The organism is Candidatus Photodesmus katoptron Akat1 (assembly GCF_000478685.1).
GTDB lineage: Bacteria > Pseudomonadota > Gammaproteobacteria > Enterobacterales > Vibrionaceae > Vibrio > Vibrio anomalopis.
Window position 1 is genome coordinate 197,224 of record NZ_AMSD01000001.1, and the last position, 26,904, is coordinate 224,127.

Here is a 26,904-nt window from a genome sequence, read left to right on the forward strand (position 1 = left end):
CTTCACTATTGGTGTTGAAATTTATTGTTATCAGGAGGAATATTTAAGATCTGTAGTGCACCTTGCATGATCTCTGAAAATACAGGACTAGCTACTATACCACCATAATAATGATCTCCTTGTGGTTCATTAACAATAACAACTAGTGCAACTTTTGGTTCACTAACAGGAGCCACTCCAGCAGTATAAGCAAAGTATTCATCACCATATCCTCCAGGAATCGCTTTGCGAGATGTTCCTGTTTTAGCAGCAACTCGATAACCAGGCACTGCAGCTTTTCTAGCTGTGCCTCCTGAATGAGTAACTTCTTCTAGCATTAATAAAACTTGTTTAGCAATATCACCATCAATTACTTGACGAGAATCTCGCAATTTGCTACTCTTAATGATGTGTACTGGTTGATATTTTCCATAATTCCCTAAGGTTGCATAAGCATGTGCTAGCTGCAATGGAGTGATACTTAATCCATAACCAAATGCTAATGTTGCAATTTCAAATTGTGTTCGGTGGAGATTTTTATGAAAAATACCCGCTGTTTCTCCAGATAAATTTAAACCGGAAACTTCTCCAAAACCAACTGAACTATAGATATTTAATAATACTTCTAGAGGAATATTTAAAGCCAGCATTGCAATGCCAATATTACTTGATTTTTTTAATATAGTAGTGAGATCTGCTTTACCAACTTTCAATGTATCACGTACATAACTTTTACCGATCCTCATAACACCACTACCAGTATCAATTACAGTATCTTTATTAACTGCACCATTCTTCAATGCTGCTAACATTGCAAATGGTTTTACTGTTGAACCTGGTTCAAATGAATCAGTTATGACACGATTTCTCATCTTAAATGACTGAAGATCAGAACGATTATTTGGATTATAAGAGGGAGCATTAACCATAGCTAATACTTCTCCAGTTTTTATGTCAAGCAAAACAGCTGAACCTGATGTTGCACGAAAATCTGATACAGCTTGCTTGATAGCACGAAATGCTATTGCTTGTAAACGTTGGTCGATAGTTAACTTTAGTGGTTTCCCTTCTTCACGCTCTTCTAAAGAAATATTTTCAATTACTCTCCCATAATGGTCTTTTCGAATGACACGTCTACCTACCTCACCAGTTAACCATTTATTATAACTGTATTCTATCCCTTCTAAACCATAACCATCAATTCCAACGACACCAATAACATGTGCGCTAACTTCACCAGTAGGATAATATCGACGAGATTCAGATTTTAATCCAATACCTACTAGGTTAAGTTTACGAATATAATTAGCTATAACAGGAGTAACTTGACGCTGAATATAAATAAATCGACGATCATGATTTTCTTCAATTTTTTTAATTAATTCTTCTCTTCGTAACTTTAAAACATCAGCTAGTGCATACCAACGTTTTAAATCCTCTAAAGCATTTCCTTTAAAAATTGCTATAGGATCAGCCCAAACAGCTTCAACAGGCACACTTATAGCAAGTGGTTCACCGTTTCTATCTGAAATAATTCCACGAGCAAAATGAAGAGTTTTAGCACGAACAGAACGCATATCTCCTTGATAAATCAGCTGATCAGGTTCTAGAATTTGTATATATCCTATTCTTCCTACTAAAATTATAAAGATCCATAAAATGCATAAGAATATTAAACGAAAACGCCAAGATATCAATAATGATTTCATTTCTTTCAGCTACTTTTGAATAAAGTTACCTTTAACTTTATTATAAAGTGATTACTATTTCTTTCCCTGTGCTAGGACGTTTCATTCCTAACTCTTTTTTTGCTATATCATAGATGCGACTATGATCAGATAAAGCCGTTTCCTCCAAAAGTAAATTTCTCCATTCATTACTTAATTTATCTCGTTCAAGCAGTATTTGATTTTTCTCAGAGATTTCCTGTCTAGAATAATGAGTAATATAAACTACTCCAATTGCATTCAAAAGAACCAATGATAATAAAAATACTGAAGTACGCCCAGCTGTAAATAAATCCTGGAGAATGATTTTAGTTAAATTTTGTTTTAATTTACTCATATATTTACAACCGTTCAGCGATTCGTAATATAGCACTGCGAGAACGAATATTTACCATAACTTCATGCTGAGATGCCTTGATAGGTTTGCCAATTATCTTAAGATTTAAATTACTTAATTTTTTAATTTGATTATCAGTTAGTGGAAGCTGATTAGGTATCCTATCAAAATCACTTTTTTTACGCATAAAATGCTTAACTATACGATCCTCTAAAGAATGAAAACTAATAACTAGCAACCGTCCTTTAGGAGCTAAAATATCTATAGACTGATTAAGTACAGAATCGATTTCTTCAAGTTCGTTATTAATATATATCCGAAATGCTTGAAATACACGAGTTGCAGGATGCTTTTTAAAATTTTTAGCTACTCCAGAAATAAGCTGAGCTAACTGACTAGTACGGGTTAAAGGTTCTTTCTTTACATCATTTCGGTATCTAATAATTGCCTTTGCAATACGGCAAGCATATCTTTCTTCACCAAATTTTCGAATTACCCATATAATATCATTCAAATTAGCTTTCAATAACCACTCAGAAACTGGGGTACCTGATGTCTGGTCCATACGCATGTCTAAAGGACCATCTCTCATAAAACTAAAACCACGCTCTGAATTATCAAGTTGTGGTGATGAAACCCCAAGATCTAATAAAATGCCATCTACTTGTTTAAGAATATTATAATAACCAGCATAGTTTAACATCTCTGAAAATGGACTATGAATCATTGTAAAACGAGGGTCATCAATTTTTTCCCCTTCTAGTACTGCTTCATAATCACGATCAATACTGTACAATCTCCCATGCTTTCCTAATCGGGAAAGAATAGCACGGCTATGTCCACCACGACCGAATGTAGCATCAATATAGATACCATTAGATTTAATAGCTAATCCATTTATAGATTCATTAAGTAGTACAGAAGTATGTGAAAAAAAATCAGGCATATCATCCTTCAAGATCAAACTGAAAAGCATACATAAAATTGAAAAACCCACCATAACATAGGTTATGATGGGTGATATAGACAGAGTTAGAATATATAAGCCGGGTTCTGTTCCATATTCATGGAGGTAGTCATTCATCTAGGCCAGTGATCACTCAAAGGCTCAAGCGACCTACCCACTTCTCATACGCGAGCAACGCAATGCGGAAGTCTATTTGGTCTTGCTCCAGGTGGAAGTTTACCTAGCTACGAACTGTTACCAGTCGCACGGTACGCTCTTACCGTACCCTTTCACTCTTACCTGTACATATATCCTATAAATCTATAGGAATATAGCCATCGGCGATCTTCTTTCTGCTGCACTTGTCATAAGCTCCTGCTTTCCAGAGATTATCTGGCACCCTGCTCTATGGAGCCCGGACTTTCCTCTCCTTTAGCAATCCCTTGATAATTGAGATGATAAAGCAGCGACTACCAAATTCTAACCCCGAGTCGGGAATTATATAGATAAGAATTTCAAATGTCTACTTTAATCTATAAAGTAGCATATTATTTTATTGTTTAATCGGTACCCCCTACAGTTAGAAAATCTAACTTTAATGTTGGTTGCCCAACACCAACCGGTACATTTTGTCCATCTTTACCACAAACCCCTACACCACAATCTATATTAAGATCATTTCCTATCATAGAAACTTGCTGCATAACTTCAATGCCAGAACCAATTAAACTTGCATCTTTTACTGGAGAGGTAATTTTACCTTCCTCAATTAAGTACGCTTCAGAGGTAGAAAAAACAAACTTACCAGAAGTGATATCAACCTGACCACCAGAAAAATTAGGAGCATAAAGACCTTTATGAACTGTAGAAATAATTTCTTCTGGTGTATGTTTTCCAGGAAGCATATAGGTATTAGTCATACGTGGAATAGGCAAATGTGCATAAGATTCACGTCGACCATTACCAGTTGAACTCATGCCCATTAAATGTGCATTGTGCTTATCTTGCATGTAGTTTTTTAAAATACCATTCTCAATTAACACACTGTATTGACCACTAGTTCCTTCATCATCAATATTTAAGGAACCACGTCTCCCTTTTAAAGTAGCATCATCAACAATTGTACAAAGATTTGATGTTACTTGCTGACCGATTTTCCCAGAGAATACAGAAGAACCTTTTCGATTAAAATCTCCTTCAAGACCATGCCCTATTGCTTCATGTAATAAAACTCCAGGCCAACCAGAACCTAAAACAACAGGCATTAAACCAGCAGGTGCTGAAATAGCTTCTAAATTAATAAGAGCTTGATGAATCGCCTCATCAGCAAATCGATATGCTGTTTTATAACCTATATTTTTATCTAAAAAAAAGTCATAACCTAAACGGCCACCACCACCTGAAGTTCCTCGTTCACGTCGATTCCCCTTTTTTACTAAAACACTAATTGAAAGACGAACTAACGGACGAATATCACCTGCATAAGTTTCATCAGTAGCAAAAACCAATATCTGATCGTACATAGCATTTAAACTGATTGATACTTCTTCAATTAATGATTCTTTAGAGCGAATATAGTAGTCTAACTGTTTAAGAAATTCTATTTTTTGCTTATTTCCCCACGTATTTAATGGATTCAAAGCAAAATAATAATCTTGATTTTCATTACGCTTTAATGACTGCACTTTACCATTTCCCCCTTTTTGAGCAATGCTTCGTGCAGCAAAAGCATTGCTCTTTAATCCATCAAGATTGATTTGATTGGAATAAGCAAAACCTGTTTTTTCTCCTACTATTGCTCGTACACCAACACCACAATCAATATTAAAAGAACCTTCTTTAATAATACTATCTTCTAAAATCAACGACTCTTGGGAATTTAACTGAAAATAAATATCAGCATAATCAATCTGACGAGTAGCGATACTTGACAGAGTACTAAAAATATCTTCTTCTGTTAAATCCGCTGGTTTTAATAACATATCCTTTATATGATTTATAGTCATTGTCCTGCTCTCAATTTTATTACTCAATTGATTTTTAATAATTGTATTTTGACTTAATTTTAGTATGAGTAAGTTTTTTTACTTCTAGGTCACCCAATGGTCCTTTTATTGAATAGTTAACTTGAGTTAATGCATCTAGTACAGGAGTTATTGCTGCTGTAATAGCAAAAACATATATTGTAGTGTGATATGACATAATCAAAGCACTTAAAAATGGTACTCCAGAAATGATATCAGGCACAAAATTTATTTCTGCATCAAGAACTTGTCTAATCAAGTCAGCTGAGCCATTAATAGTGATTTTCCCAGAAATTCCATTTATTATGGTATCATTAGTAACAAAAATTCCTTTTTTAATTTCACCAGTCCCTTTAATAGAATTAAAAGATATTCCTTTAGAAAAAAAATCCGAAAAATCTAACTTTATCTTGCGAATAATTGAGTCTAAATTAAATACTCCTAATAAACGCACACGTGAAGAGTTACTTACCTTTAAAAGGATACCTTTTCCTAATGCGCTGTTTACTTTCCCTTCAAGACTATCTAATTTTACTGACCAAGGAGAACCATCCCATCTTAGCAAGCTAGATAATTGAAGTGGGGCTTCCTGAATACGTGAAGTAATACCAAAACGCTCCATTAACTCGCTGTTATTTTTACTAGTCATTACCAAACTAAGATCAACATGACTACGAGTATTATCTAATGTCCAAGCACCGTTAATATGTATTTCGTTTCCATCGCTAATAAAAGAAATTTTTTTAAATTTTAACTTTTCTCTATCTCGCTTTATATTAATATTAACTTTTCCTACTTTATAACCTTGTAGCCAAAAATCAGTAATAGTGAGTGTTAAATTTGGCATTACTTTATGAAAAATACGGTTAAATGATTTAGTGGAATAAGAATCTGGTTTTTTTTCAATTGACCAAAGATTATTTTTGATAGTCTTACTAAACTTAGGGGAATATAAGTATAGTCTTTCTAATGAAATAGATAATTTAGATAACTCAATATAATTAGCTTTACCTTGAAATTCTTGACTAATAAAATCAAAATACCAATCTAAATTTTTACGATGAATAAAAAAATTAACATCATTCCATTGAATATTAGCTAAAGTTAATTCTGATGCATTTATCCTAATTTTTTCTGGAATTGGAATAATTAACTTATTAGGTTTTTTGAAAAAAGGTTCTTGATTAAAATATGCATAATAGAAAGCAATCCATTCATCTAAGTTAAATTGATTAGTCTGAATTTGAGCATAATGTCCATCCACTATAGGAATATCAATAACCTCACAAGCATCAGAACTAATAACAAAGTTACTTTTTCTAAATAATAATTTCTCAGAAATAATATCAACTTCAGCTTGATACCGAACTTTTGGTAGTCCAAACTCTGCATTAAAGGATTTATGATCACCAATAATTTGTAAATAAAACTTTCCCTCTTGTTTAAAATCCTTATGAAATGGATATGGATATTCACTTTTAATCATTTTTAAATCAGCGAAACCATCAATTTTATACATAAAGCCAAATTCATTTAATTGAACGTTTACATCCATTTTCCATTGAGTATAGCCAGATAAAAATCTTGTCCAATGTTTACCAACATAGGGAGATAAAAATTTAATATCATTATTTCCTAACAGATCAATTTCAAGTTCATAACCTGAATCAATATTTTTTACAACTAAATCTAATTCTACTGGTTGACTAAATAATTTTGTAGTAATTCCCTTAGCTTTAACAAGACCATTATTAAATTCAATTTGACCATAAACTGATTCTAATGCTAAAGACAAAGAATCTATTTTAACATTGTTATTATTAAGATCTACATAACCTATTGTTTTTAATTCACTATCCATATTTAAAGGGATATTGATTTGAACATTACAATGTACTTCTCCAGTCAAATGAATAGCACTTAATAACGTACCAACTGAATCAATCAATGGAGAAACAAGTATATAATCTCGAAAAGCATCGCCTTCCGCTACTACACTAACTTTCATCTCAATATAACTAGTTACACCTAGAAAAGGAATATGACCAGTAATACGATTAACTTTTACATCTAATGAATTAGCTTCATAAGATTCAAAATACATAGAATCATTTTCAAATAACAAATTTACTTGCATATTTGTCAATGGGGGCCAATCAGTATCAAAAGCAAACTGAGCTTTTTTAAGTCCAATCCAAGCTTGAAATATGCCATTATTTTTACTGTATGGAAAACCAGCTAATTTCCCATACCAAAGCAATTTAGCAGCATTTGCTTCACCTGCCTGAATAGAACTAGAAAGATAATTAGTTAAATTTTCTCCCAATAATGCCTTTGGTAAATAACGCCAAGTTTGGCTTGCATTATATAAATTAGCTTCCGCATAAAAAGATAGGAACGGACTTTGATTCTCTGGAAAATCTAAATGAAATGTACCTAATACTTGCAAATCAGGTGTGATTACTATGATATTATCAGACCATAAAGACCAACTATTTGCATTATTCTGCCAAATAAGATCAATTTTGCTTTCTTGAATATTTAATGCTGCTTGAAGAAGTTTATCATAAGGCAGTATTTCATCAATTAGTGTAATTGATATTTTTGCTTGTTGAATATTTCCAAATACTGAACCAGAAACATGATGAATCTCTGGAAAAAAATTCCACTGTTCCATTGAAACATTAGAAAATCCAGCAGAATAATGCAAGGAATCCCATGTTTTTTCCATAGAAACTCTTACATCTTTTAATAATCCTTTTAATCTAATCTGATTAAAAAATTGAATATTCTTATAAAAATTAGGTGCTAATTTCATAACAGAAAAAAACGTTTCCATATCAATTTGAACAATGTTAAAAAACCATTTTTCAGGTTGCCAATTTAATACCATATCAAGTTTTGGCCAAGTAATGTCATTTATTTGAACATTAACTAAATGGATATTTGTTATCCAATTATTCTGAAATGAAGATAATCTAAATCTGCCTGATTCTAGTAATAAAGAGTGTTTTGATTGGTCTTTCCAAATTAATTTTGATGGTTTTAGTTTTACATAAACATCTATAGTTTGATTATGAGAAATACTTAACCAACTATTAAAGCTAACTTCTCCTTTGTCAATTTCACTTGTAAAATATGAATTTAACCATGGAGTGACTGCAATATTATCAGCAGAGATGTATAACTCTCCAGAAAGATCATTAAATGAATTATTATCAATAAAATGACCTCTTATAAAAAGTGAATTTGAAGTGCTATCATCAATACTAATTAACCCTTCTACTCGATGGTCTTTTTTGTTACTTTGCCAGCGAAACTTTTCGATGTTAATATGGTTACTTTGACCATTTCTTGAATTGTAATGAATACTGGAGTTTAGAAAAGAGAAATTATTTAACTGTCTCAGGAGAAGACTATCAAAATTAGCAATAATAGTTCTAAGAAAGTCTAAGTTTTCCTTTTCTGAAGAAAAGTGTAAACCTATTTCTTTTATAAAATGGAATGGATTAATGCTTTTGAAATCCAATTGAAATTCATTGATAGTAAGGTTAGAAATAACCGGTTGCAATTGAATAATTGACTGAATCAGATCAAGTTTAATTTCAAGTTTTTTAGCAGAAAAAAAAACATTACAACTTTCAGAAGATTTAGGATGTAATCCTTCTAGAGAAATATAAATATGACCATTACGAAAAAATCCATTCATTTCAGATACTTGAAAATTAACACAGCTTGCTTGACTAAGCCAAGTTTCAAAATCTTCTTGAAAAAATTCAATTCGAAATAAAGTAATACGTAATATGGTTATTATTATTGCTAAAAAGATAGATGATATAGCTACTAGAAATAAAAAAAAACGAGATATCCGAATAAAATTTAGATTCACAAAACTTCCATTATATTACAACAACGTTAAAATGCTCTCGAAAATAGAGCGGTTCAATTTGAATAAATACTTGCTTTCCGATAATGGCTTGTAATTGGTATAATTCATGCGATTTATCAAATTGTAATATCCTTGCAACCTCAGGTGATGCATGTACAAAAAATTTTTCTTCTTTAACAGAATCTTTTTTACTCAAATACAAAATTTCACGAAGAATTTCAAAATATACTGTTTCAGATGTTTTTATAGTTCCCTTTCCTTTGCATGAATAGCAGCTATCACAAAGAACATTTTCAATACTCTCTCGTGTACGTTTTCGAGTTATTTCCAATAAACCAAATCGAGTAAAACTACCAACAGTTGCTTGTACGCAATTTTTAGTTAACTCTGTTTTCAATGATGCAATTACACATTCACGATCTTTATCAGACATCATATCAATGAAATCGATAATAATAATTCCACCTAGGTTACGCAAGCGCAATTGATGTACTATCTCTTTAGTTGCCTCAATATTAATATTTAAAATTGTATCTTCAAATTTATTCATACCTACAAAAGTACCAGTGTTAATATCGATTGTTATCATTGACTTAGTCTGCTCAATGAGTAAATAACCGCCAGATTTAAATGTAACTTTAGGTTTTAAAGAACATTGAATTTGATTTTCAATATTATAAATATCGAATATAGGATCACTTCCTGAATAAAATTTAACTTTATTAGCAAGTTCTGGAATATAGTTCAAAGCAAACTTTTTGATTTTCTTATACTCCGAATACGAATCAACTAAGATTTTAGCAAAATTGTTAATAGTTCCAAAATCACGAAGAATGCTCTGAGTTAAGCCTAGTTCACTATAAAGCACTATACAAGTACTGCTTCTATTTTTTCTTTCTAAAACTTTCGACCAAATATTCTTTAAAAAAACGGCATCTTGAACAAGTTTAGTTTTATCAATACCTTCAGCAGCACTTCGGATAATAAAACTGAAATTTTTATCGCAATAATTAGAAATAATTTTTTTTAAACGATTGCGTTCATACTGGTTTGAAATATTTTTGGAAATACCAATATTGATAGAACCAAAAACAAAAATTAAATACTTTGAAGGAATAATAATTTTGGTAGTTAAACGAACCCTTTTTATATCTAATGATTCTTTTAAAACTTGAACAATAATATCTTGCCCTTGATGAATAATGTCAGAAATACTATTTACTTGAAATTTCTTGGTTTTCCTGTTTTTTGAATAAACAGAAATATCGGATAAATGCAAAAATGCAGGTTTATCTAAACCTAAATTAACAAAAGCCGATTGCATACTAGGTAATACTCGAATGACTTTACCTTTATAAATATTACCAACAATCCCATGATTAACTTTACGATCTATACGTATCTCTTGAAGGACTCTATTTTTAACTATAGCTAAACGAGTTTCACTCATAGTAACATTTAGAACCAACTCCATGCTCATTAGCAAATACCTTAAAAATAAGAAGATAGCCCAAGGATAAAGAAAACCAACTAGTAATTGATGATTGGAGTTGGTTCTCTGTACAATAGTTTTTCTCTACATTATCTAATTATTAATAATAACTATTTACCTTAAACACCAATGACGACGAATTCGGCGCATCAATAGAAATACCCAAGGCCAAAGTAAACAATTAAGAAAAGCACTCAATAAAAAGAGAGGATTAAAAGTAGTATCCTGAACTACATATTCTCCAAGAAAAATAAAAACTTCTAAAACCATTGACAATAACGCTATTAAAACTGCTTGTTGCCATAAAGCTGAATTACGTAGTATTAAAAAATTGAAAGCTATAATATAAACAACTATCGACATCATCATACCGCGTATCCCAAGAGTTGAACCCAACAACAAATCCCAAATTAAACCAAGTATTAATGCAGTGCCTACATTTACCCGATGTGGCAACGATAATACCCAATAGGAGATCACTAAAAAAATCCAAGAAGGCCTTAAAAAAACAAGATTGCCTGGCCATGGAATAGTTTGTAAAACCAATGCAATAAAAAAGAAATATTAATTACTAAATAACTCTTTACAAAATCTTTTATCATAGTTAAAAATATCTCGTTTTTCTAAAAATCCAATCTTATCGAGATCCTCACATTTGATGTGCAGGCCAAAGTAATAACAAATACCTTAATCGTTCAAAATCTACAACTGGATTAGCACGAACTACCACAAACTTTTTTTGAGTATGATGTTCAACTTTATTCACATAGGCCACAGGATAACCTTGTGGGTAAACACCACCTAAACCTGATGTGACCAATAAATCACCTTCTTGAATATCAGTAGTAATAGAGATATGTTCTAACTGCATCCAATCCCAATTACCAGTGCCAGAAGCAATTGCTCGAACACCATTACGTATAGCTTGCACTGGAATAGCACTGTTATTATCAGTCAATAGCAAAACCCGGCTATTATATGCATTAACAGAAGCTACTTGACCAACGATACCATCTTCGCTAATTACTGGTTGACCTTCATACACACCATCATGATGCCCCTTATTAATAAGAATTTGACGACGATAAGATGTAGTATCAGCTGCCATTACCTCAGTAACAATTTTCTTTTCATCATGCAATAATGAAAACTCAAGAAGTTTACGTAAATTTTTATTTTCTTTTTTGTATTCATTTAAAAGCATTAAATCGCTTTTAAGAAGCAGAAGCTCCATCTTCAAAGTACGATTAGAATCGATTAATGATTTCTTTGTATTAAAGTTTTCATCAAAAAAAACAAAAACAAACCTAGGCATATCAGCTATATACTGTAATGGAATAATTAAACTATTTAAGAAATATCGAACTGTATAAAAAGCACTAGAATGACTATCTGCAAACATCAAACTAGCTGATAAAATAACAGATAAAAATAAACGAAATTGAATTGAAGGTCCTTTGTCAAATATAGGTTTCATTCTATTTAAATATCCAAATGTTGCTTTTTATTTTTAATCTTAAGAATATAGCCTACTAATTTTTTATAGTAATTACTCTTCATTAAATAAATCACCACCATGCATATCAATCATTTCCAACGCTTTACCACCACCTAAGGCAACACATGTTAAAGGATCTTCAGCCACTACAACTGGTATTCCAGTTTCTTTAGTTAATAGACGATCTAAATCTTTTAATAATGCACCACCGCCAGTTAAAACCATACCATTTTCAGAAATATCAGAAGCGAGTTCTGGAGGACACTGCTCTAAAGCAAGCATTACTGCTGAAACAATACTACTTAAAGGTTCCTGAAGTGCTTCTAAAATTTCATTTGAACTTAAACTAAAACTACGAGGAACACCCTCTGCTAAATTTCTACCACGAACTTCAATTTCTTTGACATCATTACCTGGATGAGCTGAACCAATTTTATGCTTAATCCTTTCTGCGGTCGCTTCGCCAATCAAACTGCCATAATTGCGACGTACATAATTAATAATTGCCTCATCAAAACGATCACCACCCATACGAACAGAAGAGGAATAAACTACACCATTCAACGAAATAACGGCCACTTCAGTTGTACCTCCACCAATATCAATAACCATTGACCCTGTAGGTTCAGATACACGTAATCCCGCACCTATTGCAGCTGCCATAGGTTCATCAATCAAATAAACTTCACGAGCACCTGCACCTAAAGCAGATTCACGAATAGCACGACGCTCTACCTGAGTAGAACCGCAAGGAACGCAAACTAAAACACGCGGACTAGGTTTTAGTACACTATTATCATGAACTTGTCTTATGAAGTGCTGAAGCATTTTTTCAGTTACATAAAAATCAGCAATTACACCATCTTTCATAGGACGAATTGCTAAAATATTACCAGGAGTTCGACCTAGCATTTGTTTTGCAGCATAACCAACAGCTGCAACACTTTTTCCTGAACGGGATCGATCTTGACGTATAGCAACTACAGAAGGTTCATCTAAAACAATGCCTTGACCTCTTACGTAGATGAGAGTATTAGCAGTGCCTAAATCAATAGATAGATCACTTGAAAACATACCACGAAGTTTTTTAAACATATTTTCGATTATCCTGAAAAAATTATAAAATAAAGAGAATTAAAAAGAACAAATAAAAAACTTCAACATTCAATAATGATTAAATATTATTTAAAGTTCTAATACCTAGTAATGATAAACCTTGTCTAATAGTTTTTGCTATTAATGCCGATAATTGCAACCGACTTTGTTTCAAAAGAATATTTTGTTTAATTAGAATAGGATAAACTTCATAAAATCTAGAAAACTGCCCTGCTAATTCAAATAAATAATTACATAGAATATGAGGTTGTCCCTGAACAGAAACAGATTTTATCACTTCTTCAAACTGTAGCAACTTCATAACAAGTGCTCTTTCCTTCTTGCATGTAATTTTAATAACACCTTTAAAAGAATCTATTGACAGGCCAACTTTAGTAAAGATAGAAATAAGACGAACGTACGCATATTGAATGTATAATGCTGTATTCCCTTCAATTTCTAGCATATGATCCCAATCAAATACATAGTCAGTATCACGATGCTTTGAAAGATCTGAATATTTTATCGCTGCTATTGCAATTATATTAGAAATATTTATTTTCTCATCTGCTTTCAAATTTGGTTTTTTTGATTCAACTAATTTCATTGCACGACTTTCAGCTTCATTTAATAAGTCTTTAAGAAGCACAGTACAACCTGATCTAGTTTTAAATGGACGACCATCCTTACCCAATATCATACCAAACGCATGATGCTCTAAAGAAACGTGTTTGGGAACATAACCTGCTTTTCGAACAATAGTCCAAGCTTGCATTAAATGTTGATGTTGACGAGAATCAACAAAATAAAGAATACGATCAGCATCCATCTGTTCATAGCGGTACTTTGCGCAAGCTATATCAGTTGTAGTATAAAGAAAACCTCCATCATGTTTTTGTATAATAACTCCCATAGGAGCACCGTTTTTATTTTTAAATTCATCTAAAAATACAACTTTAGCACCATTATCTTGTTTAGCTAAACCTTTCTTTTCAAGGTCAGTAACAATATCAGGTAACATATCGTTATACATGCTTTCTCCCATTACATGACTATGGGTTAGAGAAACATTTAAACGTTCATAATTACGCTGATTTTGAATCATACTAATATCCACTAACTGTTTCCACATTTCAGAACAAAATTTATCACCACTTTGTAACCTAACAACATAAGAACGAGCCTGGATTGCAAATTCCTTATCTGTGTCATATAGTTTTTGAGATTCACGATAAAATTTTTCTAAATTGGATAAATTCATTAATGCTGTATTACTTAAGCCTTTCTGTATCCGTTCAAGATTCGCAATAAGCATACCAAATTGAGTACCCCAATCACCAATATGATTTACACGAATAACCTTATGACCTAAAAACTCTAGTACTCGAACTACTGCATCTCCAATGAGAGTTGAACGTAAATGGCCAACATGCATTTCTTTAGCTATATTTGGAGCTGAATAATCAACCACAATGGTTTTACTAATTTCTTTTTGAATACCAAGACATTCATTAGAAACTGAAATTTTATTAATTTTTTCCTCTAAAAAACAATTATTTAGAAAAATGTTAATAAAACCAGGTTTGATAACCTCTATTTTTTTTTCAATACCATTTAGGTTTATGATTTTTGATACTTTTTTAGCAAATGTGTATGAATCAATTCCCAAACGTTTAGCAATGCTCATTATCCCATTTACTTGATAATCTCCAAATTCTTGTTTTGAAGATTGACGAACATCAGCAAAGCTTCCTAAAGGAGCACCAGCATCTTCAAGGGCATTCGATATTTTTTTATTAATTAATAATTGCATATTCACAAGATGTTCCTTTAAATCTTTAAAGCTGTCAAATAACTTATCTGAATAATAAAATCTGGCATATTTTGTACTTATTTAGTATGTTAACGCGCTATTTTTATGCTAAAAAAAATCTCTAGACAGACTTTAACAGTTCTGATTGAATCCAAGGCCAACATTGTTTTTTTCGACTTAGTGTATTCTCCATCATTAACATACCATTTTTTCTGTATTTATTTAGATTATCTGCCCATTTCCCCTTGTAAATTAACCTAGTTCTAGCTGTCATAATGTCAGTAAGCATAATAGCTGAAAAAGGTGAATTATTTTTTTTGCAACGAATTTCCAAATCATCTTCAATATCTTTGATGAGATTGCTAACTTGATCTAAGCTTGCAAGCTCAACTTGACCAATCATTAAATAATGACCATTATGTGTGTAGGCTTTAAGATCTTTTTCTACTAATTCAGTAGCTGATAATCCTTTGATATCTGTTTTAGCAATTAAAATTGATTTAGTAAATTCATCTAAATTTTCTACCGAAGCAATCTTTGCTAATTCTTGCACTGCATCTTTATCTTTTAAAGTACAAGTAGGAGATGAAAACGCAACTGTATCAGAAAGGATTGCAGACATCATTAAAATTGCTAGTTGTTGTGTAATTTGTACCTTTTCAATTTTAAATAGATTGAATAATATGGTACATGTGCAACCTACTGGCCAAATCCAAACCTCTAAAGGATTTATTGTCATAACATCACCTAGACGATGATGATCAACAATCCCTAAGATTTCAGCTTCGCCAATATCATCTGCTGCTTGTGCTAAATCAGTATGATCAACTAACCACACTTTTTTGCCAGAAATATTCGTACATAATTCAGGTTGTGCAACACCAGCAGTTTTAAGAATATATTCAGTTTCTCTATTAACCTTACCTTGACGTATGGGCTTAGCTTTAAACCCCCGCGCTTTTAACAAAGCTGTAGTTGCTAGCGCGCTACAAATACTATCACTATCTGGATTTTTATGACCAATTACAAGAATCATTTTTCCTCCTAATCTTAAGCTATTAATAATAATACATTTACCTAATCATAAGATAAATAGCTTGCCTCAATTTCAATGATTTACTAACTTTAACTTATTTTTTAAAAATATTTAAATATTGACTATATTATTCTTCTATGAAGATTAGTTATAATTAATCTTTAATAATAGCAAATATCCAGTTAAATCAAAAACTTAAATTAAATTAAATAAATCCAACGAATTGCAGAATATAGAAAATGTTAAAAAACATATTGATTCTAAGTTCTATTTTTCATCATAGTTTGAATATAATCTTAAAATTAGCTTTTTATATAAACTAAATATTTCATTTGATTTAAAAGATATATAAATCAAACCATATCACTATGTTATGTTTAGAAGTACTTAAGGAATAAAAAATGAGTATTCTGTATGTTGGTTCTGAGGTAGGTCAACTAAAACGAGTATTGTTAAATCGACCTGACCGAGCTTTAGTCTATCTTACGCCATCCAATTGCAATAAATTATTATTTGATGATGTCTTTAATATACAAAAGGCCTTGAAAGAATATGATATATTTGTGAAGACTCTTCTTAGTGTAAAAGGAATCAAGGTATTTTTTCTTCAAAATTTGTTACTTGAAACTTTAGAAATAGATAAAGCTAAAGAATGGCTACTAAATACTCAAATCTCTAATTTTCGGTATGGTCCTGTTTTTTCTCAAAATTTACGTCATTACTTAAAAAATATGAAAAACAAAGAGTTAGCTAGTATACTACTTGGTGGTCTTGCTTATTCAGAGCTAAATATTCATTCATCATCAATCCTTCCTCAAATAAATCAATCTTTAGATTTTGTTATTGAACCTTTACCTAATCACATGTTTATTCGTGATACATCCTGTTGGTTATATGGTGGAGTTTCTCTTAATCCAATGATGAAATCTTCTCGAAAAAGAGAAACTAATCATTTAAGAGCTATTTATCGTTGGCATCCAATGTTTTCTAAGCAAGATTTTTTTACATATTTTTTTGATGAAAATATAAACTATGATAATGTTCATATTGAAGGCGGCGATATATTAGTTATTGGCAAAGGAGTAGTATTGGTTGGAATTTCTGAAAGAACAACTCCACAAGGTGTAGAAAGTTTAGCTTTTAATCTATTTAAAAATAATCAAGCAAGGGAATTAATAGCAATTAATTTACCAAAAGCGCGTTCCTGTATGCACTTAGATACAGTTATGACTCATGTAAGCATTGATACTTTCTCTATTTACCCAAAAGTTATGCACCGAGATCTAGATACATGGAGTTTTACACCAACACTCAATGGTGAAGTTAAAATTAAAAAAGCTGAGAATTATATTTATGCAATTGAAAAAGCCCTTGGTTTAAGTTCTATTCAAATTATCACAACTGGTGGTGACAAATATCAAGCAGAACGTGAGCAATGGAACGATGCTAATAATGTTTTGACAGTTAAACCCGGATTAGTAATATCTTATGAGCATAATATTTATACAAATGAAAAATTTGATAAAGCAGGTATCAAAGTTTTAACAATTCCAGGTAATGAATTAGGGCGTGGTCGTGGTGGAACTCGCTGCATGAGCTGTCCTATTGAACGTGACTCTATTTGATTTTTTGCTATCTAACCTATTTTTTATTAAATCTTGGTAACATATATCAACATTTGTAATTAGAAGAACTGTTAACTTTTTCTGTAACTAAAACAAATCGAATCTATTACTAATGGAAATCTAAATTTGATTCTAAACTAAACAGTTAGCATACTTATATACAGCATTTTATTTTTATTTGAAATATAAGCATATATGAGAAACAGAAAAAAACAATTATTACACTTATATTACCCATAGAAACAAAACAAGATATATATTCTAATTATTATAATTGTACTATTCAAATGGTTTCAGTTACTTCTAAAAACGAGATTAATGAATTTATTCATAATTTACCAATACAAAGAAAGCAACCAATCTAGGTAAATCATAAGGTAGTTAATGATACTAAATGGTATACTGCTTTATATAGAAGGTATGAAATAGAATCAAAAAACAAAATTGATGCTTTTCCATTTAAAATTAAGTCATTGAACCCATTTTTTGAAACATATTGACACTGTTAAAATTTTTAAATTTCCAATATTAACTCAACTAATTTATTAATAACTTAGTTTTTATTTTAAATATGAAACACTATTTCTAGAAAAAATGTAATAAATATACTATATGTATCTCTCTCAGATTCTCATGTCTAACAATCTATTTTCAAAGGAATTTTATTAATGAAAAAATCTATTGTCCTGAGTGGTATTCAACCGTCAGGTAAATTAAGTATTGGCAATTATCTTGGTGCATTACGTCAATGGATAGAAATGCAAGATAATTATAATTGCCAATATTGTATAGTAGATCTTCATGCAATTAGTATCCGTAAAAATCCAAAAGAATTAAATAAAAATATTTTTGACACTTTAGCTATCTGTTTATCTTCCGGTATCGATCCTAAAAAAAGTTCTCTGTTTATTCAATCGCACATACCAGAGCATACTCAACTTAGTTGGCTCCTTAACTGTTATACACAAATTGGTGAACTTAACAGAATGACTCAGTTTAAAGATAAATCTCAATGTTATAACAACGTGAATGCAGGTTTGTTTAATTATCCAGTGCTAATGGCTGCAGATATTTTACTTTATGGAGCCCATAAAGTTCCTGTAGGAAATGATCAAAAACAACACCTAGAACTAGCTCGTAATATTGCTATTCGATTTAATAACATATATAGCCAAAATAATCCAATCTTTACCATCCCAAAAGCATATACTCCAAAAATCAATGGACGAGTTATGAGCTTACAAAATTCTGCTAAAAAAATGTCTAAATCAGATCATAATCACAAAAATATCATCACTCTTTTAGATGAACCTAAGACAATCCTTAAGAAGATTAATCAAGCACAAACTGATCTGGACAAACCACCACGTATCATATATGAAGCAGATAAAAAACCTGGAATTTCAAACTTAATGAGTTTATACTCAGCGGCAACCGGAAAAACTTTTACTGAAATTGAAACACAGTACCAAAATACAGAACTATATAGTCCATTTAAAACAGATGTTGCTGAAGCAATCATTTCAATGCTGGAACCAATTCAAATAGAATACAAACGTGTCAGAAAAGATTATTCATATCTTAATTCGGTAATGAGGGATGGTGCAAAAAAAGCATCAATTCTTGCTTCTAAAACATTAAAAAAAGTTTATGAAGCAGTAGGTTTTATTGTTCCAAATTTCAAATAACATATTACTGTTTCATATCATAAAAAAGGAGAAATTTTAATTGACACACACAAATAAAAATCACTATAAAAACAATCAAAACTTTTTGCTATGATGAAGAATATTCATTTTAATAAATAGAGCCGAAATTGCTGTTATAGGCAAAGAAAAAAAGTTATAAAATAAAATAAAGAACAGTCTATACTGTTATTAGAAATATACATACTTATATAGTAAGACCATAAAGTTGCCTTAGTAATCATCATGCCAATAAATACTATTATGGGGTTATTTGCAAAGTCCCCGATTAAACCTTTGCAACATCATGTTGTATGTGTTAACGAGTGCTGTTCACATCTCGTAAAATTCTTTAAGGCATCTTCTAACCGAGATTGGAAGGAAGCATCTGAAATTTACATGAAAATTTCTAATCTGGAAAAAAAAGCTGACATATTAAAACGTAAAATTCGGTTAAAACTACCTAGAGGTTTATTCATGCCTGTTGATCGAAGTGATATGCTTGAACTCCTCACCCAACAAGATAAACTAGCGAATTTATCGAAAGATATTGCTGGTCGTGTTTTCGGTAGACAACTAGTTATTCCTAAAACTTTTCAAAAAAACTTTATTATTTATTTAAAACGCTGTCTAGATGCAGCTAATCAAGCACAAAAAGTAATCAATGAACTTGATGAATTACTAGAAACTGGATTTAAAGGTCGTGAAGTAACACTAGTTGCTGAAATGATTGATCAATTAGATGTAATTGAAGATGATACTGATACGATGCAAATTCAGCTTCGCCAACAATTGATGGAAATTGAATCAGAATATAACCCTGTTGATATCATATTTTTATATAAAATTCTAGAATGGGTAGGAGCTATTGCAGATCAAGCACAGCGTGTTGGTGCCCGTCTTGAAGTAATGCTTTCTCGAGCCTAAATCATAATTAACAAAATAACTAAGAGCAATTAAATACTTTATATACCTCAGTTAATTAAGCGATGATTCTCTCACCGCCTGTCTTTCTTTGTGTATAGATGATTTTGCTTTAGTTATCAATAATTTGGTACCACTATGGATATTCTGGCAAACTATGGCAATGTCTTAATTTTGATTTCAGCAATTTTTAGTTTTTTTATGGCTATTGGAATCGGTTCAAATGACGTAGCTAATGCAATGGGAACATCAGTAGGATCAAAAGCACTTACTGTGAAACAAGCAATTATTATTGCTATGATTTTTGAATTCACAGGAGCATATCTTGCAGGTGGTCAAGTAACTAATACAATTCGAAACGGTGTAATTGACATATCTCTATTTAATCACAATCCAGATATACTTGTCTATGGTATGATGTCAGCATTATTAGCTGCTGGTACATGGCTATTGATTGCATCCTATATGGGATGGCCTGTATCGACAACACACTCAACTATTGGTGCTATTATTGGTTTTACTTGTACATCACTAGGTATAGAAGCAGTAAATTGGGCAAATGTCCGAGGAATAGTAAGTAGTTGGCTTATTACTCCTATAATTTCTGGTTTTTTTTCTTATATTATATTTATTAGCACCCAAAAATTAATATTTAATACTGATAATGCACTTGTTAATGCTAAACGATTTGTTCCTATATATATGTTTATAACTACTATTATTATCACTCTAGTAACTATTAAAAAAGGACTAAAACATATTGGTTTAAATTTAAGTAATGAAAACGCTTGGATTTTGGCGGTGAGTATTTCCAGTATAATTATGGTTCTTGGTTATATATATATTCAAAAGAAGTTTATAAACTGCAAAAATGATCATAGCTTTTCTGGAGTAGAAGATGTTTTTGGTATTTTAATGATCATCACTGCTTGTGCAATGGCTTTTTCACATGGTTCAAATGATGTAGCTAACGCTATTGGTCCTCTTTCTTCTGTTGTCTCGACAATTAAGCATGCAACAAGTACAATCATTGCAAGCAAAAATACAATAACATGGTGGATTCTGCCATTAGGTGGAATAGGGATTGTCATTGGCCTTGCTACTCTTGGTCAAAAAGTAATGGCTACTGTTGGTACTGGTATCACAGAACTAACACCAAGCCGTGGTTTTTCTGCTCAGCTAGCAACTGCATGTACCGTAATTCTTGCATCTGGTACTGGTTTACCTATCTCAACTACACAAACTTTAGTTGGAGCTGTATTAGGTGTTGGATTTGCTCGTGGAATTGCTGCTTTAAACTTAGGTGTAGTACGCAATATTGTTGCCTCTTGGATTGTAACTCTACCAGCAGGTGCGATACTTTCAGTTATATTTTTCTATGCTCTTCAAAAGATCTTCAGTTAAAACTGATTAAGAAAAATAGTGTATATATATATTTCTAAAAAACTAAACTCTATCTAATATTGTCCAGAAGCAATAATCATAGTATTCTCAATCAAACTAGCTACTGTCATTGGACCAACCCCACCAGGTACAGGAGTTATAAAACTAGCGTGTTTTTTAGCTACTTCATACTCTACATCTCCAACTAATCGACCAGATCTTAAACGGTTAATACCAACATCAATTACAATAGCACTTTTTTTAATCCAGATTCCAGGAATAAAATTCGGCTTACCTACTGCAACTATCAATAAATCAGCTTGACGGACATGTTCTTGAAGATTTTTAGTAAAACGATGACATGTAGTTGTAGTACAACCAGCTAATAGTAACTCTAACGTCATAGGACGACCTACAATATTTGAAGCACCAACTATTACTGCATGTTTACCACATAAATTTATATTATAATAACTAAGTAACGTAATGATCCCTTTAGGGGTACAGGGTCTCAATTTAGGAATACGTTGAGCAAGACAACCAATATTATATGGATGAAATCCATCAACATCTTTTTCTGGAAGAATATGCTCTAGTACACGCATAGTATTAATGGAATTAGGTAAAGGAAGCTGAACAAGAATACCATCAATTTTTGAATCTTCATTTAACTGCTCTATAAGAGAAAAAAGCTGATTTTCACTAACAGTAGTAACTGGAATATTATACAATTTTGAAATAAAACCTACCTCTTCACATGCTCTCCGTTTATTGTCTACATAAATTTTAGATGCTGGATCTTGACCAACTAAAATTACAGCTAATCCAGGAACTCTAAAACCTGAATTAATCCGTTCTTTTACACGATTAGCAACCTCTAAGCGGATATTTTTCGCAACCGACATTCCTTCAATCTTTTGAGCAGTCATGAGTCTCCCTTACTAATGAAAGAATAAAACTTAGATTATCATGTAAAAAAAATGAATACAGCATGAAAAAGTTTGTTTAATTTTTTTCCTAAAAAATAATTTTAGCTATTTTAAATAGTGTCTTATTACACAAATAAAATTGTTGATTTAATAAATTTAATCCGTACAATCTCCTTCTGGTATACATGCATACAATGCGCCCTTAGCTCAGCTGGATAGAGCACGTCCCTTCTAAGGATGTGGTCGAAGGTTCGAATCCTTCAGGGCGTGCCAAACATGCATTTTAGATTGTTTATTAATACTTATAACTATCCTACCTATATAAGATATAAGCTTAGAAAAATAGACTGCTATCAATAAAGTAAAGCTGCTTAATCCATTTACATTTATCTAAATATTATAAATGGATAGATTAAGTTTTACTCGTCTAAAAAACTACGCAAAGTTTCTGATCTACTCGGATGACGTAGTTTACGAAGTGCTTTTGCTTCTATCTGACGTATGCGCTCACGAGTTACATCAAATTGTTTACCTACTTCTTCGAGAGTATGATCAGTATTCATATCTATGCCAAATCGCATACGTAATACCTTTGCTTCACGAGGTGTTAGACCTGATAATACATCCCTAGTCGCAACTTTTAAACTTGTTGACGTAGCATCATCTAATGGTAATTCTAAAGTTGTATCTTCAATAAAATCACCTAAATGAGAATCTTCATCATCGCCTATAGGAGTTTCCATAGAAATTGGTTCTTTTGCAATCTTTAGGACCTTACGAATCTTATCTTCTGGTATTTGCATACGTTCTGCTAATTCTTCTGGCAAAGGCTCTCGTCCCATTTCTTGTAACATTTGACGAGAAATTCGATTAAGTTTATTAATTGTTTCAATCATATGAACGGGAATGCGAATAGTACGGGCTTGATCTGCAATAGAACGAGTAATTGCTTGACGAATCCACCATGTAGCATATGTTGAAAATTTATAACCACGACGATACTCAAATTTATCTACCGCCTTCATTAGGCCTATATTTCCTTCTTGTATGAGATCTAAAAATTGTAATCCACGGTTAGTATACTTCTTAGCTATAGAAATGACTAAGCGTAAATTAGCTTCAACCATTTCTTTTTTTGCTCGACGAGCCTTGGCTTCGCCAATAGACATACGACGACTAATATCTTTAATATTTTGAACTTTTAAAGAAGTTTCATTTTCAATAAGATTCAGTTTCTGAATAGACCGACGAATGTCATTTTCATGGCATTTTATCTTCTCTATATATGGATTATCTGAAACAAAAAGCTTATTTAACCATTCTCCACTAGATTCATTTCCAACAAATAAAGCAATAAATAACTTTTTAGGCATTTTGGCATATTCAACAGTTCGATACATAATCAACCGCTCTTGAGTACGTACCCGTTCCATAGCTGTACGCAATTCACTCACTAAATAATCAAACTGCTTTGGTGTCAAACGGAATTCAGAGAATACCTGTTGTAATATTTTCGTGGATTGAACAACTTTTTCACTATCTGCGCCGTATATCTTAATTTCTAATTGAAGTTTTTTATAAGTATCACGTAATTTCGAAAATTTTGAAAAAGCTAATTCTGGATCAATACCAATCATTTCTTCATCTTCGTCTTCAAGATCAGAATCTGTAAGATCAGAACCGACATGCGTAGCAGTTGGTGCTCCACTACCATAATCACTAGGATCAATAAAACCTGAAATTAAATCAGTTAGACGCAATTTTTCAGATTGAACTTTATCGAACTGTTCTAAAATATATGGAATAGCACCTGGATATTCAACTACAGCATTCTGAACTTGACTAATACCATCTTCAATACGTTTAGCAATATCAATTTCACCTTCTCGAGTTAACAACTCAACTGTACCCATCTCTCTCATATACATACGAACAGGATCGGTTGTGCGACCAATTTCATTTTCTACACTTGATAAAGCTGCTGCTGCTTCAGCCACATCTTCATCAGTAATTGCACTATCGCCATTTAGAACAAGTTCATCAGCCTCAGGAGCTGTTTCTACTACCCTAATACCCATATCATTAATCATCTGAATGATATCTTCTACCTGCTCAGCATCAACAATTTCTGTAGGTAGGTGATCATTTACTTCAGAGTAGGTTAGATAGCCTTGTTCTTTACCTTTAATAATAAGTAATTTTAGCTGTGACTGCGGATTTTGATCCATAAAAAGGTATCCAACTTTTCATCTAGTAACGGATTTAGTGTATGAATTGCAAATTTTAAAATACTAACAAAATTATTTATTATCGATTAATCAAACTGAATCATGATTTTAAATCAAGCATTAAGGCCAATAACTTCTTTTTTTCTCCAGTTGGTAAACCAATACTTCTATCTTTAGCTTGAAGAAGTTCAATTTGTTTTTCTATACACTGAGACAATATTTTGTCTAGAGAATCCAAAAAAACATCTTCCTGATTATTTTCATCAAGAGGAATCATATAACTTGCTAGACGAGATAAAAGCATCTTGTTTTTCTTATATCGCCAGCTTTCCAGCAATTGACCTGTGCTAACATGGGGACAAGCTCGACAATAATCAAGAACTTCAAATAATAAATCAAGTCCAGGTAATGCTAACCCTTTGATACTTGAAAGATCAGGAACTAAATTAGCGTAGCTTGGATTTTGAATTAGCAAAATAATAACTTCGCGCATTGGAGTACGTTTAATTTTTTGATCTAATTTTAATCGACTCTTATTCAAGTGTTTTTTTAGGTGCTTAAAGTGATTATCAAATCCGGTTCTTTGATCAAGTAATTTCCCTAATAATTCTTGAAATTGATAATCTGGAATTTTATCAATTAATTTAATTACATATGAACGAAATGCTGATTTTCCTTCATCAGTACCTAAATTTAATTTATGTATTTTAATTAAATTTTGAAATAAGTAAGTAGATAATGATGTAGCTCCTTCAATTAATCTTTCGAATTTATTTTTACCATACTGACGAATATAACTATCAGGATCTTCATTTTTAGGTAAAAACAAAAATTTAAGAGTCTTTCCTGTTTTTAAATGCTTTAAAGAATTTTTTAATGTCCGCCATGCTGCTTCTTCACCTGATTGATCTCCATCATAACAACAAATAACGGTACTGGTTTGACGAAATAATATTTTTAATTGTTCTCCAGTGATAGATGTTCCTAATGATGCAACAGTGTAATTTAGCTCATATTGAGATAAAGCAATCACATCCATATACCCTTCTACAACTAAAACCCTCGAAAGAATAGAAGAAGATTTAATCACTTCATAAAGACCGTAAAGCTCCTTTCCCTTTTTAAAAATGATTGTTTCTGGTGAATTGATATACTTTGGTTTACTATCATCAAGAACCCTTCCGCCAAAACCAATAATTCGTCCAAGACGATCACGAATTGGAAAAATAATCCGGCCACGAAAACGGTCATAGCAATTTCCAAAATCATTTTTTACCAAGACCCCAGTATCTATAAGCATATTATGTTGTTTACTAAAGTAATTACGAACTAAATCCCATTTATTTGGAACATAACCAATTAAAAATTTATGGATAACTTTGCTAGAAATTCCACGATTTCTTAAATAATTAGTAGCGATCTTGTTACCAGGAGATGTTAACTGTCCGATATAGAAATTAGTAATATCCCTCATTATTAAATACAAATTTTGTTTATCTGTAATGGACTTAGAACGGTTACTAACATAATGATCATACTGCTCTCGAGGAACTTTTAAACCTATAAATGATGCAAGTTGTTCAATAGCTTCTATAAATTCATACTGTTCATACTGCATTAAAAAATCAACTGCATTGCCATGTACACCACAACCAAAACAGTGATAAAACTGCTTCTTAGGACTAACAGTAAAAGAGGGGGTTTTTTCATCGTGAAATGGACAACATGCAGTATAATTTTTCCCTCTTTTATTAAGCTTGATACGAGAATCAATGATATCAATGATATCAATCTGTTCTAGAAGATTAGAGATAAAACTACTTGGAATACGACCTACCATAAGATCTTTTTAAAAATTAACTTCTGAACGATACAGAACCGTTATTAAATAAATGAAATTTATTTAACTGAACTGAAGAGAAAAAATAAATTTAAATACCGCAAATAAGTCGTTCTATTAAATTATTTTAGAATAGCTGAAACAGTTAATTTAACTAAAGCTATTTTAATATAAACGAATCCTACGAGCATTTTCTCGAGATAATTTCTTAAAATGACGTTTTTGAGCTGCAGCTTTAGCTCGTTTTCGAAGTGTCGTAGGTTTTTCGTAATGTTCACGGCGACGCACTTCAGAAAGAATACCTGCCTTTTCACAAGAACGCTTAAAACGCCGTAAAGCGACATCAAATGGTTCATTTTCACGTACTTTAATTATTGGCATAATTATCTTCTCTTCTTTTTTTAATCTTAAGGTTATACAATGAAAAGCTATTTAATAAAATTAATTGCATTCA

19 protein-coding genes, 1 tRNA gene and 1 other RNA gene are annotated in these 26,904 nt (G+C 31.6%); 5 read left to right on the forward strand and 16 right to left on the reverse strand.

Translation table 11 applies throughout. The features are described from left to right. Positions 1-5: 5 nt before the first annotated feature. The 12 genes from O1U_RS00870 to O1U_RS00920 all read right to left on the reverse strand — a co-directional run bounded on the left by O1U_RS00870 (position 6) and on the right by O1U_RS00920 (position 15,836). Positions 6-1,688, reverse strand: coding sequence for a penicillin-binding transpeptidase domain-containing protein (locus tag O1U_RS00870; protein ID WP_051348136.1), 1,683 nt, complete (start codon positions 1,686-1,688; stop codon positions 6-8). A gap of 40 nt (positions 1,689-1,728) precedes the next feature. Then, positions 1,729-2,043 (reverse strand): cell division protein FtsL, encoded by a 315-nt coding sequence (gene ftsL / locus O1U_RS00875; protein WP_016503527.1) that lies wholly within the window; start codon positions 2,041-2,043, stop codon positions 1,729-1,731. A gap of 4 nt (positions 2,044-2,047) precedes the next feature. Beyond that, positions 2,048-2,989 carry a 16S rRNA (cytosine(1402)-N(4))-methyltransferase RsmH gene (rsmH, locus tag O1U_RS00880; protein WP_016503528.1) on the reverse strand — a complete coding sequence of 314 codons (942 nt, stop codon included), beginning with the start codon at positions 2,987-2,989 and terminating at the stop codon, positions 2,048-2,050. A gap of 80 nt (positions 2,990-3,069) precedes the next feature. Continuing rightward, an RNA gene (gene rnpB / locus O1U_RS04740) (RNase P RNA component class A) lies at positions 3,070-3,475 on the reverse strand. Positions 3,476-3,549: 74 nt separating this feature from the next. Then, positions 3,550-4,995, reverse strand: coding sequence for a metalloprotease TldD (gene tldD / locus O1U_RS00885; RefSeq protein ID WP_016503529.1), 1,446 nt, complete (start codon positions 4,993-4,995; stop codon positions 3,550-3,552). A 34-nt stretch (positions 4,996-5,029) separates the two neighbouring features. Further along, positions 5,030-8,902: a YhdP family protein gene (locus O1U_RS00890; RefSeq protein WP_016503530.1), complete on the reverse strand. Its 3,873-nt coding sequence runs from the start codon at positions 8,900-8,902 to the stop codon at positions 5,030-5,032. A 10-nt stretch (positions 8,903-8,912) separates the two neighbouring features. Next, positions 8,913-10,382: a ribonuclease G gene (gene rng, locus O1U_RS00895; protein ID WP_016503531.1), complete on the reverse strand. Its 1,470-nt coding sequence runs from the start codon at positions 10,380-10,382 to the stop codon at positions 8,913-8,915. Positions 10,383-10,508: 126 nt separating this feature from the next. After that, positions 10,509-10,946, reverse strand: coding sequence for a rod shape-determining protein MreD (gene mreD, locus O1U_RS00900; RefSeq protein ID WP_051348137.1), 438 nt, complete (start codon positions 10,944-10,946; stop codon positions 10,509-10,511). Between the two features lie 97 nt (positions 10,947-11,043). After that, entirely contained in the window at positions 11,044-11,871 is an 828-nt protein-coding gene (gene mreC / locus O1U_RS00905) for a rod shape-determining protein MreC (RefSeq protein WP_016503533.1), read from the reverse strand. Positions 11,872-11,943: 72 nt separating this feature from the next. After that, complete coding sequence (locus tag O1U_RS00910) at positions 11,944-12,987, reverse strand: rod shape-determining protein (RefSeq protein ID WP_016503534.1); 1,044 nt, start codon at positions 12,985-12,987, stop codon at positions 11,944-11,946. 79 nt (positions 12,988-13,066) lie between these two features. Beyond that, complete coding sequence (gene argS / locus O1U_RS00915; RefSeq protein ID WP_040356494.1) at positions 13,067-14,806, reverse strand: arginine--tRNA ligase; 1,740 nt, start codon at positions 14,804-14,806, stop codon at positions 13,067-13,069. A 115-nt stretch (positions 14,807-14,921) separates the two neighbouring features. Continuing rightward, positions 14,922-15,836, reverse strand: a complete 915-nt coding sequence (locus O1U_RS00920) for a manganese-dependent inorganic pyrophosphatase (protein WP_016503536.1) — start codon at positions 15,834-15,836, stop codon at positions 14,922-14,924. 401 nt (positions 15,837-16,237) lie between these two features. Here O1U_RS00920 and arcA point away from each other — a divergent pair, with 401 nt between their 5' ends. From arcA to O1U_RS00940, 4 genes are all read left to right on the forward strand, one after another. Continuing rightward, entirely contained in the window at positions 16,238-17,461 is a 1,224-nt protein-coding gene (gene arcA / locus O1U_RS00925; protein WP_016503537.1) for an arginine deiminase, read from the forward strand. Positions 17,462-18,129: 668 nt separating this feature from the next. Beyond that, a complete protein-coding gene (gene trpS / locus O1U_RS00930) occupies positions 18,130-19,149 on the forward strand; it encodes a tryptophan--tRNA ligase (RefSeq protein WP_016503538.1) in 1,020 nt (339 codons plus the stop codon). Between the two features lie 243 nt (positions 19,150-19,392). After that, a complete protein-coding gene (locus O1U_RS00935) occupies positions 19,393-20,073 on the forward strand; it encodes a TIGR00153 family protein (RefSeq protein ID WP_016503539.1) in 681 nt (226 codons plus the stop codon). A 135-nt stretch (positions 20,074-20,208) separates the two neighbouring features. Continuing rightward, the gene (locus O1U_RS00940) at positions 20,209-21,474 is read left to right on the forward strand and encodes an inorganic phosphate transporter (RefSeq protein WP_016503540.1); all 1,266 of its coding nucleotides are present in this window, start codon (positions 20,209-20,211) and stop codon (positions 21,472-21,474) included. A 53-nt stretch (positions 21,475-21,527) separates the two neighbouring features. Here the strand turns inward: O1U_RS00940 and folD are convergent, their stop codons facing one another. Continuing rightward, the gene (gene folD / locus O1U_RS00945) at positions 21,528-22,382 is read right to left on the reverse strand and encodes a bifunctional methylenetetrahydrofolate dehydrogenase/methenyltetrahydrofolate cyclohydrolase FolD (RefSeq protein WP_016503541.1); all 855 of its coding nucleotides are present in this window, start codon (positions 22,380-22,382) and stop codon (positions 21,528-21,530) included. 196 nt (positions 22,383-22,578) lie between these two features. Between folD and O1U_RS00950 the strand changes: the two genes are divergently transcribed. Continuing rightward, positions 22,579-22,655, forward strand: a tRNA-Arg gene (locus tag O1U_RS00950). A gap of 146 nt (positions 22,656-22,801) precedes the next feature. Here the strand turns inward: O1U_RS00950 and rpoD are convergent. From rpoD to rpsU, 3 genes are all read right to left on the reverse strand, one after another. Further along, on the reverse strand, positions 22,802-24,610 hold the full coding sequence (rpoD, locus tag O1U_RS00955; protein WP_016503542.1) for an RNA polymerase sigma factor RpoD: 1,809 nt from the start codon (positions 24,608-24,610) through the stop codon (positions 22,802-22,804). A 100-nt stretch (positions 24,611-24,710) separates the two neighbouring features. Then, positions 24,711-26,450, reverse strand: a complete 1,740-nt coding sequence (dnaG, locus tag O1U_RS00960) for a DNA primase (RefSeq protein WP_016503543.1) — start codon at positions 26,448-26,450, stop codon at positions 24,711-24,713. 165 nt (positions 26,451-26,615) lie between these two features. Continuing rightward, positions 26,616-26,831, reverse strand: a complete 216-nt coding sequence (rpsU, locus tag O1U_RS00965; protein ID WP_016503544.1) for a 30S ribosomal protein S21 — start codon at positions 26,829-26,831, stop codon at positions 26,616-26,618. Between the last annotated feature and the right edge of the window lie 73 nt (positions 26,832-26,904).